The organism is Frigoribacterium sp. Leaf44, from assembly GCF_001421865.1.
Lineage (GTDB): Bacteria > Actinomycetota > Actinomycetes > Actinomycetales > Microbacteriaceae > Frigoribacterium.
This window is the reverse complement of record NZ_LMLG01000001.1, coordinates 545,133-559,451: the sequence shown is the minus strand read 5'-3', so window position 1 is coordinate 559,451 and position 14,319 is coordinate 545,133. Positions and strand designations below refer to the sequence as shown.

The following is a 14,319-nucleotide window of genomic DNA, read 5'->3' as shown; positions in this document are numbered from 1 at the left end:
GACTCCCCCGGGCGCGTACACCGCGCCTCCGTCGTCCGTGGTGGACAGCCGTCCGGCGGCCCGTCCTGGGGAGGAGCCCTTCCCCGGGTGTCAGCGCTGTGTCGCCACCAGGTCGGCCGTCAGCCCCGTCGCCTGCCAACTGCTGCCCCGGGGTTCGAGCACGTCGCCGTCGGCACCCAGCAGCAGCAGACGGTCGAAACCGTTGCCGCCGACGATCGCGACCGCCTCGCCGGACGGGCGGCCGGCGCTCGACGAGTCCCCGCCGACCTCGGACATCGTCACGCGCGACGACTCGCCGACGGAGGTCAGGACGGCGACGGTCAGTTGATCGGCCCAGGTCGCGTCGACGGGCGCGCCGTCCGGAGCCGACAGCTCGAGGGGCTGGCCCAGCCGGAGCGGGACCCCGTCGGCGTCCCGCACGACGGCGGCCACGAGGAGGCGCGACTCGCCCTGGTCGTCGAGCAACAGCAACGCGCGGGTGCCGTCGCGCGAGATGCGGAACGTCGTGACGCTCGGACCCGCCGGCAGCGACGCCACCACAGGGTGGGGCGTGCCGTCGAGCGCGTACGCGGTGAGACTCGACGGGTCGTCGGCGACGACCGACCAGACGAAGCCCGCGTCGTCGAGCGAGGGGGCGACCAGTCCGGTCCGGGCGTCGACCAGCCGGGCTCCTCCCGAGGCCGTGACGGCGTACGTGCCCGACGAGGTGCCGACGGCGGCGCTCGTCTGGTCCGCCGACAGCTCGACCGACCGGGGCCGGAGGGCCTCGACCGCGTCCGAGAGCCCCGGGAGCCGGCTCGTGGCACTCGTGGTGGCGAATCCGAGCACGCCCTCGGTCAGCACGAGGGGCCGGGCGTCGACCGCGGGGTCACGCACCGGCACGGGCTGCTGCATGGCCGGCACGGACAGCGGGGCACCCTCGACGCTGAGCTCGACGGCCGTCACGGTCGCGAGGGTCGAGAAGCTCGCCAGCAGCTGGGCCTGCATCCGGGCCCGGGCGTCAGGCGTCGCCTCGAGGGCGTCGGCAGTGAGGTCGACACGGGCCGTCCCGTCGTCCACGGTGATGGCCGTCAGCGACAGCTGGGTCCCTTCGGGGAAGGCCGAGACCACGGCGCCCTGCAGCCAGTCCGACGGCCCGTCGAGCAGCGCCGTCGCGAGGCGCGTGCTCGTCGACGACCGGGCGAGGAACCACCGTTCGTCCGGCACGAGATAGGTGAACGTGGGGTCGTAGAAGTAGGCGGCGTGCGACCGGAAGACCGAGTCGAAGGTGGCCGGCGAGAGGATGATGCCGTCGGGGGCGTCGCTGATGCGCCACTCGCCGCCCTCGCGGACGAACGAGAACGCCAGGGACGTCGTCGTCGACGACGTGGCCGGGGTGTAGTGCCCCGCCGAGTCGACCGTCGCCGAGCCCACGAAGGCGTAGTCGAGCGTCGACCCGCCGACCCGCGAGGTCGACCCGACCCCGGGGCGGATGGTGACGCTGGCCCGCGGTTCCCACTCGTCGGCGAAGCCGGCACTGAGGAACTGACGCGCGACCCCGTAGTTGTCCTGGGACCCGGTGCCCGCCGAGAGGAAGTCCCGCAGGAGCCTTTCTTGCGAGCTGCCGGCGACGGGACCGTTGGGCCGGAAGACGAAGTCGCTCACCACGTCGTCGCTCACGGTGTCGCCTCGCTGCACCTGACCGCCGTCGGGGATGCCCACGCACCCGGTCAGGGCGATCGCGGCGGTCACGAGGGCCGCCAGCACCGCCGACCGACGCCCCCACGGGCCGTTCCGTAGACGTTCAGTCATCGTCGGCTCCCCTCCTCCGACGTCGCCGACGACGGGACCGACGCGCCCGGCACCTCGACGGCGGGGACCGAACCGGACCACGGTTCGCCCGTCACCGGGACCGTCGTCTCGCCCCGGCGATCCGGAGGCACGACCGGCAGGGGCGATCCCTCGATGCGACCGCCTGCCACGCGGGGCAGGGTGACGACGAACCGGCTGCCCGACCCCGGCTCGGACCAGACCTCGAGCCGGCCGCCGTGCAGGGCCGCGTCCTCGAGGCTGATCGCCAGGCCCAGCCCCGTGCCCCCGATCGTGCGCTTGCGGGAGGGGTCGGCCCGCCAGAACCGGTCGAACACCCGCGCGGCGTCGGCGGGGCTCATGCCCACGCCGTTGTCGCGCACGGCCACCGCGACGGCCGTGGCGTCGCTGTCGACCTCGACCTCGATCGGCCGACCCTCGCCGTGCTCGATCGCGTTGCCCAGCAGATTGCGCAGGATGCGGCGCAGCCGTCGCGGGTCGATCTCGGCCTCGAAGTACCCACCCCGGGCGACGACCGACACGACGCTGCCGGATTCGGCGGCGAGGGGACCGAACTCGTCGACGCCGTCCTCGACGAGACGCACGACCGTGACGGGCTCGGTCTCGAGTTCGACGGCACCCGCGTCGAACCGCGAGATCTCGAGCAGGTCGGCGAGCAGGAGCTCGAACCGGTCGACCTGGGTGTGCAGCAGCTCGGCCGTGCGGGCGGCCGAGGGAGTGAACGAGGTGCGCTGGTCGTAGAGCACGTCACCGGCCAGACGGATCGTGGTGAGCGGCGTGCGCAGTTCGTGCGAGACGTCGCTGACGAAGCGTTGTTGGACGCGCGACAGTTCGGCCAGTTGCGAGATCTGGCGCTGCATGGCGTCGGCCATCCCGTTGAAGGAGCGCCCGAGAGTGGCCACGACGTCCTGCCCCTTCTCGGGAATGCGTTCTTCCAGGTGCCCGGCCGCGATCTTCTGACTGGTCTCGGCCGCCGTGCGGATGGGGCCCACGACCAGACGGACGACGAGGTAGGTGATCGCACCGATCAACAGCACGAGAGCGAGCGAGCCGATGCCGAGCGTCCGCTGCATCAGGTCGAGCGTGGCCTGCGCGTCGCTGAGGTCGTAGACGAGGTAGAGCTCGTACTGGCCCGCGGTGGGTACCTGCAGGGTCGAGCCGACGGCGATGCCGGGCGAGCCGCCGCCCAGCGACGTCGGGGGCAGCGACACCGACTGCATCGAGAGGCGACCGTCGTCCGCCGCCACCGCCTCGCGGAGGGCCGGCGAGATCACGGAGTCCGGGAAGTCGGGGCTGGCGATGTTCTGGATGGTCTGCGGACTGTTCTGCCCCGGGGTCCGGAGGATGGCGATGCTCGTTCCGCCCGGACTCGAGGTCGAGCCCAGGATGGCGGTCTGGGCCTCGTTCTGCAGGGCGTCGAGCTCGACCTGGTTGGCGTCCTCGGTGGCCGTGGCCGAGTCGAAGATGTTCTGCGCCAGCAGCGTGGCCCGCACGCTCTCGGCCTCGACCTGCTCTCGGCGTTGGTCGTAGAGGCTCGTGCCGATGGTCACCGAGATGAGCGTGCCGATGACGGTGACGGCGACGGTCGACAGCACCACCGTGAGCGCGACGGTGCGGAACGACAACGACGACCGCCAGAACCCGACCACACGGGTCGGCCACGTGCGCCAGGCCGGCGCGCGCCACGACCACGGCCCGCCCGACCGGGCGGGCCCGCCCTGGTCGGGCCCCGCGACCGTCGACACGAGCGCCACCCGACCGGGCTACGAACCCGCGCCGGCGCGGTACCCGACGCCGCGCACGGTCGTGACGATGCGGGGCGCGTCGGGGTCGTGCTCCACCTTCGCGCGCAGCCGCTGCACGTGGACGTTCACCAGACGGGTGTCGGCTTTGTAGTGGTAGCCCCACACCTGCTCGAGCAGCATCTCGCGCGTGAAGACCTGTTGCGGCTTCGAGGCGAGCGCGAGCAGCAGCTCGAACTCGAGCGGGGTCAGGGCGATCGGCGTGTCACCGCGTCGCACCTCGTGTGCCGCGACGTCGAGGCGCAGGTCGCCCACCGTGAGCACGTCGTTGGTCGGCTCGGTGGCCGGGCGCAGCCGGGTGCGGATGCGCGCGACGAGCTCTTTCGGGTTGAACGGCTTGACGACGTAGTCGTCGGCCCCGCTCTCGAGACCCCGGACCACGTCGGCGGTGTCGCCCTTGGCGGTCAGCATGATGATCGGCACACCGCTCTCGGCACGGATGAGGCGACAGACCTCGATGCCGTCGAGGCCCGGCAGCATCAGGTCGAGCAGGACGAGGTCGGGTGAGGCCTCGTGGAAGGCCTCGAGGGCGCCCGCGCCGTCGCCGCAGAAGTGGGGGTCGAACTCGTCGGCGCGTAGGACGATGCCGATCATCTCGGCGAGCGCCGGGTCGTCGTCGACCACGAGGATGCGCGGGTTCATGTTCTCCGTCTGGGCTGGGCCGCTCGGGAGGCGGCACGTCAGGACAGATTAGTGCAGGAGGCGCGCATCGGCTGGCAGCGCCCGGTCCGGTGTGGAAACATGAACACACCCGTGAGGACGACCTCACGGTCAGGACGACCAGGGGGACCATGACCGATCCGAACGCCTGGAGCACACCGGGGGGCGACACGTCCCCGCCGCGCTGGGGCGAGCGCGTCGACCCGTCGTCCGACGGCCCCGCATCCGTGCCCGTGGCGCCCCCGGGCGGGTCCACCCCGCCGCCGGCCCCTGGCTGGGCCCCGCCGCCGAGACCCGGCCTCGTGCCGCTGCGTCCCCTGACCTTCGGCGAGATCCTGGGCGCCTCGTTCCAGGTCTTCCGCCGCAATCCGCGCACCACGTTCGGCACGGCCCTGTTGTCGCAGGTCGTCCTGCTCGTGGTGACCGTGGCGATCACCGGCGGCAGCGCCTTCCTCGCCTTCGGACGGGTCGAACAGGCCCTGCCCCGCGACCGTGACGCGGTGCTGGCCGGCGCCGTCGCCATCGTGGCCGCGTCGGCTCTCGTGCCGATCGCCCTGCAGGTGATCGTCACGGCCCTGCTCCAGGGGCTCTTCGTGCTCGAGACCGCTCGTCAGACGCTCGGGGAGAAGCTCCGACTCGGCGGCCTCTGGGCGCTGGCCAAGGGCCGTCTGGGGACGCTCGTGGGCTGGTCCGCCCTGCTGACCGCCGCCTACGTCGTGGCGCTGGCCCTCGTGGCGGGCGTCGTCGTCGTGGGCGTGGCCCTCGGTTCGGGCCCGAGCATCGCCGTCGGCGTCGGGGTCGGGGTCCTGCTCGGGCTGGGCCTCCTCGTGCTCGGCGTGTGGCTGACCGTCAAGACCTGCCTCGTTCCGAGCGCGATCATGCTCGAGCGGATGACGCTCAGCGCGGCGGTGAGGCGCTCGTGGGCGCTGACCCGCGCCTCCTTCTGGCGGACCTTCGGCGTGATCGCACTGGTGTTCCTCATGATCCAGGTCGCCTCGCAGGTCGTCGCGACGCCCTTCTCGGTGCTGTTCAGCGTCCTGACCAGCACGCTCGCGCCGACGGGCGACGTGACCGATCCGACCTTCCTCGCCCTGACGGCGGGCACCTATGCCGTGACCCTGGGCATCACGGCGGTCATCGGCGCGATCGGCTCCGTCCTCCAGGCGGCGTCGGCCGGTCTCGTCTACGTCGACCGGCGCATCCGCACCGAGGGGCTCGACCTCGAACTCGTCCGCTACGTCGAGCGCGGGGGCCGGTCGGCCGAGGGGCAACCCGACCCGTACCGCACGCCCGAGGCCCCGCTCGCCCCGACGACGCACCCGGGAGCACCCCGCTGGTGAGTCCCCTGTTCTTCGCCGCGGGGCCCCCGCTGACCCCCGACGCCGACGACGCCCGGCGCGAGGTCCTGCGCGAGCTCACCGGGCCCGAGTACGTGGCGGCGCAACCGTCCTGGCTCGACCGCGCGGCGCAGGCGTTCTGGGACTGGCTCGGTTCCATCCGGTTCGGGGGGACGGAGGGAGCGCCGGCGGTCGCGGCGATCGTGCTGCTCGCAGTCGTCGTGGTGGTCGTCGTGGTCGTGCTGCTCGTCTACGGGGTGCCGCGGCTCAACCGACGGTCCGCCCGTGACCTCGTCCTCTTCGGCGACGACGACGTGCGTGACAGCGATGCCATGCGTGCCGCGGCCCGCGAGGCCGCCTCCCGGGGCGACCTGACGCTCGCCGTCGCCGAGGCCTTCCGGGCGATCGCCCGCTCGCTGGCCGAGCGGGGCGACGTCGCGGTCTCCCCCGGCACCACCGCCCGCGACGTGGCCCGCCGGGCGGGCGACGTCTTCCCCGACCTCCGGGCAGGGTTCGCCGACGCCGCCACCGCCTTCGACGGCGTCCGCTACCTCGACCGCCCCGGCACCGACGAGGCCTACCGGGCCGTCGTCGAGCTCGACCGGCGTGTGGCCTCGTCCCGGCGGGTGGACGCGTGACCGTCACCGCGCCCTCCGCCGAGACCGGCACGGTCTCGACCCCCACCGTCACGACGGCGCTCCGACGTGCCCGGTTCTGGGCAGCCCTCGCCCTCGTCCTGGCGCTCGGCGTCGCGGCCACACTGCTCGTCGGCTCGGGCTCGGGCGAGGGGCGCGCCCTCGGCCCCGCGAACGCCGCCCCCGGTGGGGCGAAGGCACTGGTGGAGGTGCTCGGCCGGCAGGGCGTCGACGTGACCGTGACGACCACCCTCGGCGACACCCTCGACCGGCTCGAGGCCGGCGACGGCACGCTCCTCGTCGACGACGCCTCCGGGTTCCTGGTCGGCGACCAGTGGCGGCGCCTCGCGACGGCGACCTCGCACCTCGTGCTCCTCTCCCCCGGGTCCGCCGCACTCGACAGCGTGGCCCCGGGCGTCTCGACGGCCGCCCCGGTCGAGGACGGCACCGCCGCGCCCGCCTGCACGTCGCCGGCCCTCGGACAGGCGTCCCGGGTCGACGTCACGGGTGTCGCCTACGCCGTCGACGCCCCGGGTGCCGTCCGTTGCCTCCCGTCCGACGACGGTTACGGTCTCGTCGAGCTCGACGACGGTGGCACGAAGGTGTCCGTCCTGGGTGCCACGGGCGCGTTGACCAACGGCGCCATCGCGACGGACGACGACGCGGCCTTCGCACTCGCCCTGCTCGGCGGGTCATCCGAGCTGACCTGGTACCTGCCCTCGGCCGGCGACCTGCCCGAGGGCCAGGGCACGCTCGCCACGCTCACGCCTCCGTGGGTGACGCCCTCGCTGGCGGTCCTGCTCCTGGCCGGAGTGGCCGCCATGGTGTGGCGGGGTCGACGCCTCGGTGCCCTCGTCGTCGAGCGACTGCCGGTGACCGTCAAGGCGTCCGAGACCACCGAGGGTCGCGCCCGGCTCTACGAACGGTCCGGGCAGCGCCGCCACGCCCTCGACCAGCTCCGCATCGGCACGTTCGGGCGACTCGCGCGAACGACGGGCCTGTCGTCGACCGCCTCGGTCGACGAGGTCGTCGCCCGGGTGGCCGCGCTCACCTCGGCCGACCCGCGGGGCCCGCGGTACGTGCTCGTGGATGCCGACCCGGCCGACGACCGCGAGCTCGTCTCGCTGAGCGACAGCCTGCTCGACCTCGAGCGCGAGGTGCGACGGGCGGTGGCTCCGTCGTGACCCGACCCGCGCCTCCTGGGCCTCGTCCGTCCGTCCCCGCATCGATCCCCACCCCGGAAGTGACCACCAGATGAGCTCAGAACTGCAGCAGACCTTCGCCCGAGTCCGAACCGAGGTCGGGAAGGCCGTCGTGGCCCAGGACGGCGCCGTGACGGGCCTGATCGTCACCCTGCTGGCGCAGGGGCACGCCCTGCTCGAGGGCGTCCCCGGCGTGGCCAAGACCCTGCTCGTGCGCGCACTCAGCCACTCGCTGTCGCTCGACACCGCACGGGTGCAGTTCACGCCCGACCTGATGCCCGGAGACATCACCGGGTCGCTCGTGTACGACGCGAAGTCAGGCGAGTTCGAGTTCCGCGCCGGCCCGGTGTTCACCAACGTCCTGCTCGCCGACGAGATCAACCGCACACCGCCCAAGACGCAGTCCGCGCTGCTCGAGGCCATGGAGGAGCGCCAGGTCTCGGTCGACGGGGTCAGTCGCGAACTGCCGACGCCGTTCCTGGTCGCGGCGACCATGAACCCCGTCGAGTACGAGGGCACCTACACGCTGCCCGAGGCCCAGCTCGACCGGTTCCTGATGAAGCTCACCCTCGACCTGCCGCCGCGCGAGGCCGAGGTCGAGGTGCTGAACCGCCACGCCGCGGGCTTCTCACCCCGCGACCTGCGGGCCGCCGGCGTCACCCCGGTGCTCGGCCCCGACGACCTCGCCCGCGCACAGGCCGAGGTGGCCCGCGTCGGTGCCTCCCCCGACGTGCTCGCCTACATGGTCGACCTGGCCCGGGCCACACGCGAGAGCCCGTCGGTGAAGATCGGCGTGAGCCCCCGCGGGTCCACGGCCCTGCTCGCCGCCTCGAAGGCGTGGGCGTGGCTGACCGGCTTCGACCACGTCACGCCCGACCACGTCCAGGCCATGGCCCTGCCCGTGCTGCGGCACCGCCTGCAGCTACGCCCCGAGGCCGAACTCGAGGGCGTCGACGCGGACGGCATCGTCCGCTCGGTGCTGCAGCAGGTCCGGGTGCCGCTCTAGCCATGGCGATCACCGGTTGGTTCGTCGCGCTCGTCGCACTCGGCGTCGTGCCCGTCGTCGTCACGGGCAGCGGATGGGCGATCGTGGGGTGGCTCGGTGTCGTCACCGCGCTGACCGTGGTCGACGTGGCTCTCGCGGCATCGCCCCGGTCGCTCACGATCCGGCGCGAGCTGCCCGGGGCGATCCGTCTCGGCGAGAGCGCGCCCGCCCGGCTGACCGTCGTGAACGACGGTCGACGCACCCTGCGCGGACTCCTCCGGGACGCTTGGCAGCCGTCGGCCGGCGCCACCCCCACCCGCCGCCGTCTCTCCCTGCGGCCGGGAGGGGCCGCCACCCTCACGGTCACGCTGACCCCGTTCCGCCGGGGCGAACGCCGAGCCGGAGGCGTCACCGTCCGGACCGTCGGCCCCCTCCGGCTCGCCGGTCGCCAGGCGACGCACGAGGTGCCCGGCGCGGTGCGCGTCCTGCCGCGCTTCTCGTCGCGCAAGCACCTGCCCTCCCGTCTGGCCCGGCTGCGCGAGCTCGACGGCCGCACGAGCGTGATGATCCGCGGCCAGGGCACGGAGTTCGACAGCCTGCGCGAGTACGTGCGAGGGGACGACGTCCGTTCCATCGACTGGCGGGCGACCGCACGCCGCGACGACCTCGTCGTGCGCACCTGGCGACCGGAGCGCGACCGCCGTGTGGTCGTCGTGGTCGACACCGGGCGCACCTCGGCGGCCCGCATCGACGACGAGCCCCGGCTCGACACGGCCTTCGAGTCGGCCCTCCTGCTCGGGGCCCTGGCGTCGAGGGCCGGCGACCGGGTCGACGTCGTCCTCTTCGACCGCCGGGTCCGGGGCCGCGTCCAGAGCGCGACCGGGCCCGCCCTGCTGTCGTCGATGGTCGAGACGATGGCGCCGGTCGAGCCCGAACTCGTCGAGACCGACTGGGCCGCCGTGCCGGCCCTCGTCCGCTCGGTGACGTCCCGCCGGGCGCTGGTCGTTCTCGCGACGACGGTCGACAGCCCCGGCGCCTCGCGGTCGATGCTCGCGGCGATCCCCCAACTCACCCGCCAGCACCTCGTCGTCGTGGCGTCGGTCACCGATCCGGCGCTCGACGAGACGGTCCTCCGACGCGGCACCCGCGACGAGGTCTACCGAGCGGCGTCGGCCGAACGCGCCCGGCTCGACCAGGGTCGTGTCGGTGCCGCCCTGCGTCAACTCGGCGCCGACGTCGTGACCGGCGCGCCGGCCGACCTTCCGCCGGCGCTCGCGGATCGGTATCTCGCGCTCAAAGCGGCCGGCCGCCTCTGACGCAGCGGAGGCGCCGGGGGCGATGACGCGGGATCAGTCGGCGACGAGTTGCGTCGCCCCGGCCTCGAACTCGTCGAGGTCGCCTGTCTGTCCGGCCCGATGGGCCCGACTGCCGAGCAGCCACTGGTAGGCCAGGAAGCCGAGCAGGGCCACGGTGCCGATCCCGATCTTGATCGGCCACGGCCAGGCCTGCCGGGTGACGAACCCCTCGATGACGCCCGAGACCAGCAACGAGAGCGTGAGTCCGACCGCGATGGTCACGAGTGCGCGTCCGTCCTGGGCCAAGGCCTGCCCCCGCGTGCGGGCACCGGGAGCCACCCAGGACCAGAAGATCAACAAGCCAGCCGCCCCGGCGACGAAGATGCTGTAGAGCTCGAGCTGGCCGTGCGGGGCGATGTACAGGAAGAACTGGTCCAACCGCCCCTGGTCGGCCATGAGCCCGGCCGAGATGCCGACGTTCATGGCGTTGCTGAGAATCGCGTACGGCACCCAGACCCCGGTGATCCCGAAGGCCACGCACTGGGCCGCGATGTACGCGTTGTTCGTCCACACCTGGCCGGTGAACGAGGTCGAGGCGCTCTCCGAGTAGTAGTTCACGAAGTCCTGCTCGGCGAACTGCCGACGGAACTCCTCGCTGCCGAACGAGGCCAGCAGCGCGGGCGTGTTCGCCGCCCAGACCGCGAACACCGCCGCGACGACGACGGTCACGAGCGTCAGCACGAGCGACAGCCACCGCACACGATAGAGGGCGGCCGGCAGCTGCGCGACGAAGAAGGCGGGCAGCTGGCTGAACAGGTTGCGGCCCGCTCCCGTGAACCGCAGGCGTGCGCGCGACAGGGACATCGAGAGGCGGTCGGCCACCACCGAGTCACCGGTCGCCGTCTTCAGCGCGGACAGCTGCCCGGCTCCGGACTGGTACAGGCGCACGAGCTCGTCGGCCTCGGGTCCGCTCGGTCGGTTGCGTCGGGCGAGGCGGTCGAGCTCGGCCCAGTCGTGGCCGTGGGCGGCGGCGTAGGCGTCGATGTCCATTCTGCTTAGATACTAGGCATGTCCCGCACGAAGGCACGAGGCGCCTCCCCGGTGGTGCTGCGCCCCGACCAGGTCGAGGCCTTCGCGGCGGGTGGGGACGAGCTCGTCACGGGCGAGGCGGTGGCTCTCGACCTCCGGCCGACGAGCTTCGTGCTGCGAGCCGCCGGCGTGCTCATCGACTACCTGGCCTACGCCCTGTTGCTCGTCGGCGCGTTGCTGCTCGTCTCGCTGCTCAACGAGGGCGGGGTGCTGGACGACGCCCTGTCGCAGGCCTTCCTCGTCGCGTCGATCGCGATCTGCTTCATCGTCGTGCCGACGGTGGTCGAGACGGCGAGCCACGGTCGGTCCCTGGGCAAGCTCGCCGTGGGTGCGCGCATCGTCCGCACCGACGGAGGGGCGATCGGCCTGCGCCACGCCCTCACCCGGGCACTGGTGGGTCTGCTCGAGATCGTCCTGACCAGTGGTGGCCTGGCCGTCGTCGTCGCCCTGCTCAACGGGTCGTCCCGCCGCCTGGGCGACCTGATGGCCGGCACGTACAGTCGCAACGAGCGCGTGTCCAAGGCCGCTCACGTGGTCTACGGCGTGCCGTCCCACCTGCAGGGCTGGGCCGAGATCGCGGACGTCGGGCGCCTGCCCGACGGCCTGGCCCGTCGCATCGCGTCGTTCCTGCAGCAGGCCCCGCAGCTCTCCCCCGCCAGTCGACGACGTGTCGCCGACGACCTCGCGGCCGAGGCGACGCCGTACGTCTCGCCCGTACCGTCGGGCGATCCCGAGTTCCTCCTGGCCGGGGTCTCGGCGCTTCGTCGTCAACGCGAGTCCGCGGCCCTGGCTCGCGAGTCCGCCCTGCTCGACCGCCTCACCCCGGCCCTGACCGAGACCGTCCCGGGCTTCCCCCGGCGCTGATCGTCGTCGCCGTCGTCGCGACGAACCGTGGCCCGCAGGCTCACGACCGGACGAGCCTCGCGATCGCCGCGGACGCCTCGCGCACCTTGGCGTCCGCGACATCGCCTCCCTCGCGGGCGGCCTGGGCGACGCAGTGGGCGAGGTGGTCCTCGAGTAGCTGGAGCGCCACGGTCTCGAGGGCACGAGTGGCCGCACTGACCTGGGTCAGCACGTCGATGCAGTACGTGTCGTCCTCGACCATCCGCTGGATGCCCCGCACCTGGCCCTCGGCGCGGCGCAGACGCTTGACGATCTGCTCTTTGTCGCCGCTGTAGCCGACGTGCGTCGTCGTCGCGTGATCACCCTGCTGCGCCACCCGCGCCTCCTGCCTGTGTCGTCCGGTCGCCAGGATACCCCCAGGGGGTAGCGAGCTCGGCTCCGCGGCCGCGGAGCCGGTCGACCGTCAGCCGCGGATCAGCCCGAGGACGTCGTCACGGACGCGCTCCATGCCACCGGGCGTCGCCGCCTCGGCGTTCAGGCGCAGCAGCGGCTCGGTGTTCGAGGGACGGACGTTGAACCACCAGAACCCGTCGTCGGAGGTCCCGCTGACCGTGAGCCCGTCGAGTTCGTCGAAGTCGCCAACCCCGGCATAGGCCTCGACGATTCGGGCGTACGCCGCCGGCACGTCGGTGACGGTCGAGTTGATCTCGCCGCTCGCCGCGTACGGCGTGTACCGATCGGTCAAGGTCGAGAGAGGCTCGGTCTGCGCCCCGAACTCGGCCAGGACGTGCATGGCGGCCAACATGCCGTTGTCGGCGCTCCAGAAGTCGCGGAAGTAGTAGTGCGCCGAGTGCTCGCCGCCGAAGATCGCGCCGGTCGCTCGCATCTCGTCCTTGATCAACGAGTGGCCGACTCGGGTGCGCACCGGGGTCGCTCCGGCGGCCTCGATGGCCTCGGGCACCGCACGCGACGTGATCAGGTTGTGGATCACCGAGATCTCGGCGTCGGGCTCGGCGGCGCGGACGCGGGCGATCTCGCGGACGGCGACGATCGCGGCCACGGCCGACGGGGTCACGGCGTCGCCCTTCTCGTCGACGACGAAGCAGCGGTCGGCGTCGCCGTCGAACGCCAGGCCCAGGTCGGCCCCGTGCTCGAGGACGGCCTTCTGGAGGTCGACGAGGTTGGCGGGATCGAGGGGGTTCGCCTCGTGGTTCGGGAAGGTGCCGTCGAGCTCGAAGTACAACGGGATGATCTCGATCGGCAGCTTCGGCAGGCCCGCGGCCTCGCCCAGCACCGCCGGGACGGTGAGCCCGCCCATGCCGTTGCCCGCGTCGACGACGACCGTGATCGGCCGGATGCCGGACAGGTCGACCAGTCCACGCAGGTAGGCGGCGTAGTCGGGCAGCGCGTCGTGCTCTCGCACGGTGCCGGGTTCGGCGACGGCCTCGATGCCGTCGGCCAGGAACGAGGAGGCGCGGTCACGGATCGAGGACAGTCCCGTGTCGAGGCTGATGCCCTGGGCGCCGGCCCGGCTCATCTTGATGCCGTTGTAGGTGGCCGGATTGTGGCTCGCGGTGAACATGGCCGCCGGGGCGTCGAGCGAGCCGGAGGCGAAGTACGACTCGTCGGTGGAGCACAGGCCGAGTGCGACGACGTCGGCGCCCCGGGCGCGGGCGCCCCGGGCGAAGGCCTCGGCGAAGCCGGGCGAGGAGTCGCGCATGTCGTGGCCGACGACCAGGTCGCGGCCGGCGCCCTCGATCTCGTCGGCGAAGGCCGCCCCGAACGCCTCGACCACCTCGTCGGTGAGTTGGCTGCCGACGAGCCCACGGACGTCGTAGGTCTTGACGAAGGCGGTCAGGTCGACGGGGGTGTTCTCAGAGGTCATGGCCCAAAACTACCCGGCGCAGGACCTGCCAGCCCTGCGGGACCGACAACGTGCCCGCGTGGCGGGCACAGAGGTCGTAACCGTGCGGCTCGACGCGGTCGCTCAGGGGACCGACGACGACCATCGAGTCGGCGTACACGTACGTCAGCGTCGCGACGGCCTCGTCGTGGCACGTCACCTTGCTGCAGGGTCGACCGTTCATCTGGCGGACAGACTATCGCGACGTCCCCCGGGGGCCGACCCGCGCCTCCTCGGCGGGCCTACGATGGGCGGATGAGCAAGGCCCGCCGCGCACGCGTCACCGACCGGTCCCGTCGGCGCGACCGCCACGGACGCGGATTGCGGTCGTCCGCCGCCGGGCCCCACCTGCCCTTCCTGCGCACGCGGGTCGACCTCTTCGACGACATCGTCGCCGCCACCGCCGACTACTTGCGTGAGGCGTGGCCCGACGAACTCGCCGACACGTCGTTCGAGGTCGCCGGCCTCCCCGCCGAACCCGACCGCACCCGCGTCGAACGCTGGTCGGTCGACCGGGCCGCTGGCCGGGTGGTGCTGTACCGCCTGCCGATCGAACGACTCGCTCCGTCGCACGACCGACGGGGTGCCGCCGAGGACGAGTGGAACCACCGCGTGCTCGTCGAGGGCTACGTGTTCCGGGCCGTGGCCGACCTGCTCGGCAAGGACCCGTGGGAGCTCGCGCCCGATCGCTGGCGCGACGGCTGAACCGGGGCCGTCCGGCCTCGGAGCAGGCCGGGACGTCCCGGGACACCCGAAGAC

Annotated in this window: 14 protein-coding genes; 7 read left to right on the top strand and 7 right to left on the bottom strand. The window is 72.9% G+C overall.

The features are described from left to right. Positions 1–90 precede the first annotated feature (90 nt). Genes ASE87_RS02600 through mtrA form a run of 3 tightly spaced genes read right to left on the bottom strand, consistent with a single transcriptional unit; the run spans position 91 to position 4,253 of the window. Positions 91–1,791, bottom strand: coding sequence for an LpqB family beta-propeller domain-containing protein (locus ASE87_RS02600; protein ID WP_157489651.1), 1,701 nt, complete (start codon positions 1,789–1,791; stop codon positions 91–93). Beyond that, complete coding sequence (mtrB, locus tag ASE87_RS02595) at positions 1,788–3,563, bottom strand: MtrAB system histidine kinase MtrB (RefSeq protein ID WP_235472169.1); 1,776 nt, start codon at positions 3,561–3,563, stop codon at positions 1,788–1,790. Before mtrB ends, ASE87_RS02600 begins: the two co-directional genes overlap by 4 nt. A gap of 9 nt (positions 3,564–3,572) precedes the next feature. Further along, positions 3,573–4,253 carry an MtrAB system response regulator MtrA gene (gene mtrA / locus ASE87_RS02590; protein ID WP_043594311.1) on the bottom strand — a complete coding sequence of 227 codons (681 nt, stop codon included), beginning with the start codon at positions 4,251–4,253 and terminating at the stop codon, positions 3,573–3,575. 149 nt (positions 4,254–4,402) lie between these two features. Here mtrA and ASE87_RS02585 point away from each other — a divergent pair, with 149 nt between their 5' ends. The 5 genes from ASE87_RS02585 to ASE87_RS02565 all read left to right on the top strand — a co-directional run bounded on the left by ASE87_RS02585 (position 4,403) and on the right by ASE87_RS02565 (position 9,746). Next, positions 4,403–5,611 (top strand): hypothetical protein, encoded by a 1,209-nt coding sequence (locus ASE87_RS02585; RefSeq protein WP_056225709.1) that lies wholly within the window; start codon positions 4,403–4,405, stop codon positions 5,609–5,611. Beyond that, a complete protein-coding gene (locus ASE87_RS02580) occupies positions 5,608–6,246 on the top strand; it encodes a DUF4129 domain-containing protein (RefSeq protein ID WP_056225706.1) in 639 nt (212 codons plus the stop codon). The genes ASE87_RS02585 and ASE87_RS02580 overlap by 4 nt, the downstream gene beginning before the upstream one ends. After that, entirely contained in the window at positions 6,243–7,427 is a 1,185-nt protein-coding gene (locus ASE87_RS02575) for a DUF4350 domain-containing protein (protein WP_056225703.1), read from the top strand. Before ASE87_RS02580 ends, ASE87_RS02575 begins: the two co-directional genes overlap by 4 nt. 70 nt (positions 7,428–7,497) lie before the next feature. Then, positions 7,498–8,451: a MoxR family ATPase gene (locus ASE87_RS02570; RefSeq protein ID WP_056225700.1), complete on the top strand. Its 954-nt coding sequence runs from the start codon at positions 7,498–7,500 to the stop codon at positions 8,449–8,451. A gap of 2 nt (positions 8,452–8,453) precedes the next feature. After that, on the top strand, positions 8,454–9,746 hold the full coding sequence (locus ASE87_RS02565; protein WP_056225697.1) for a DUF58 domain-containing protein: 1,293 nt from the start codon (positions 8,454–8,456) through the stop codon (positions 9,744–9,746). A 33-nt stretch (positions 9,747–9,779) separates the two neighbouring features. Here the strand turns inward: ASE87_RS02565 and ASE87_RS02560 are convergent, their stop codons facing one another. After that, a complete protein-coding gene (locus ASE87_RS02560; RefSeq protein WP_056225693.1) occupies positions 9,780–10,775 on the bottom strand; it encodes a stage II sporulation protein M in 996 nt (331 codons plus the stop codon). Positions 10,776–10,793: 18 nt separating this feature from the next. On the opposite strand from ASE87_RS02560, the gene ASE87_RS02555 reads away from it, so the two are divergent. Continuing rightward, positions 10,794–11,678 carry an RDD family protein gene (locus tag ASE87_RS02555; RefSeq protein ID WP_082452245.1) on the top strand — a complete coding sequence of 295 codons (885 nt, stop codon included), beginning with the start codon at positions 10,794–10,796 and terminating at the stop codon, positions 11,676–11,678. A gap of 40 nt (positions 11,679–11,718) precedes the next feature. On the opposite strand, the gene ASE87_RS02550 is transcribed toward ASE87_RS02555, so the two are convergent. From ASE87_RS02550 to ASE87_RS02540, 3 genes are all read right to left on the bottom strand, one after another. Further along, a complete protein-coding gene (locus tag ASE87_RS02550; protein ID WP_233568399.1) occupies positions 11,719–11,970 on the bottom strand; it encodes a metal-sensitive transcriptional regulator in 252 nt (83 codons plus the stop codon). Positions 11,971–12,120: 150 nt separating this feature from the next. Next, positions 12,121–13,542, bottom strand: a complete 1,422-nt coding sequence (locus tag ASE87_RS02545) for a phosphomannomutase/phosphoglucomutase (RefSeq protein WP_056225691.1) — start codon at positions 13,540–13,542, stop codon at positions 12,121–12,123. Continuing rightward, positions 13,532–13,744: a DUF3499 family protein gene (locus tag ASE87_RS02540; RefSeq protein ID WP_043594322.1), complete on the bottom strand. Its 213-nt coding sequence runs from the start codon at positions 13,742–13,744 to the stop codon at positions 13,532–13,534. Before ASE87_RS02540 ends, ASE87_RS02545 begins: the two co-directional genes overlap by 11 nt. Positions 13,745–13,815: 71 nt before the next feature. Here ASE87_RS02540 and ASE87_RS02535 point away from each other — a divergent pair, with 71 nt between their 5' ends. Further along, positions 13,816–14,265 (top strand): metallopeptidase family protein, encoded by a 450-nt coding sequence (locus ASE87_RS02535; protein ID WP_043594324.1) that lies wholly within the window; start codon positions 13,816–13,818, stop codon positions 14,263–14,265. The last annotated feature ends 54 nt before the right edge of the window (positions 14,266–14,319 follow it).

What these genes read in the sequence shown, in the direction of transcription:
- ASE87_RS02565 (WP_056225697.1), top strand. Translation starts at nt 8,454, where the DNA reads ATGGCGATCACCGGTTGGTTCGTCGCGCTCGTCGCACTCGGCGTCGTG.
- ASE87_RS02540 (WP_043594322.1), bottom strand. Translation starts at nt 13,744, where the DNA reads ATGAACGGTCGACCCTGCAGCAAGGTGACGTGCCACGACGAGGCCGTC.
- ASE87_RS02600 (WP_157489651.1), bottom strand. Translation starts at nt 1,791, where the DNA reads ATGACTGAACGTCTACGGAACGGCCCGTGGGGGCGTCGGTCGGCGGTG.
- mtrA (WP_043594311.1), bottom strand. Translation starts at nt 4,253, where the DNA reads ATGAACCCGCGCATCCTCGTGGTCGACGACGACCCGGCGCTCGCCGAG.
- ASE87_RS02545 (WP_056225691.1), bottom strand. Translation starts at nt 13,542, where the DNA reads ATGACCTCTGAGAACACCCCCGTCGACCTGACCGCCTTCGTCAAGACC.
- ASE87_RS02535 (WP_043594324.1), top strand. Translation starts at nt 13,816, where the DNA reads ATGAGCAAGGCCCGCCGCGCACGCGTCACCGACCGGTCCCGTCGGCGC.
- ASE87_RS02560 (WP_056225693.1), bottom strand. Translation starts at nt 10,775, where the DNA reads ATGGACATCGACGCCTACGCCGCCGCCCACGGCCACGACTGGGCCGAG.
- ASE87_RS02555 (WP_082452245.1), top strand. Translation starts at nt 10,794, where the DNA reads ATGTCCCGCACGAAGGCACGAGGCGCCTCCCCGGTGGTGCTGCGCCCC.
- ASE87_RS02585 (WP_056225709.1), top strand. Translation starts at nt 4,403, where the DNA reads ATGACCGATCCGAACGCCTGGAGCACACCGGGGGGCGACACGTCCCCG.
- ASE87_RS02570 (WP_056225700.1), top strand. Translation starts at nt 7,498, where the DNA reads ATGAGCTCAGAACTGCAGCAGACCTTCGCCCGAGTCCGAACCGAGGTC.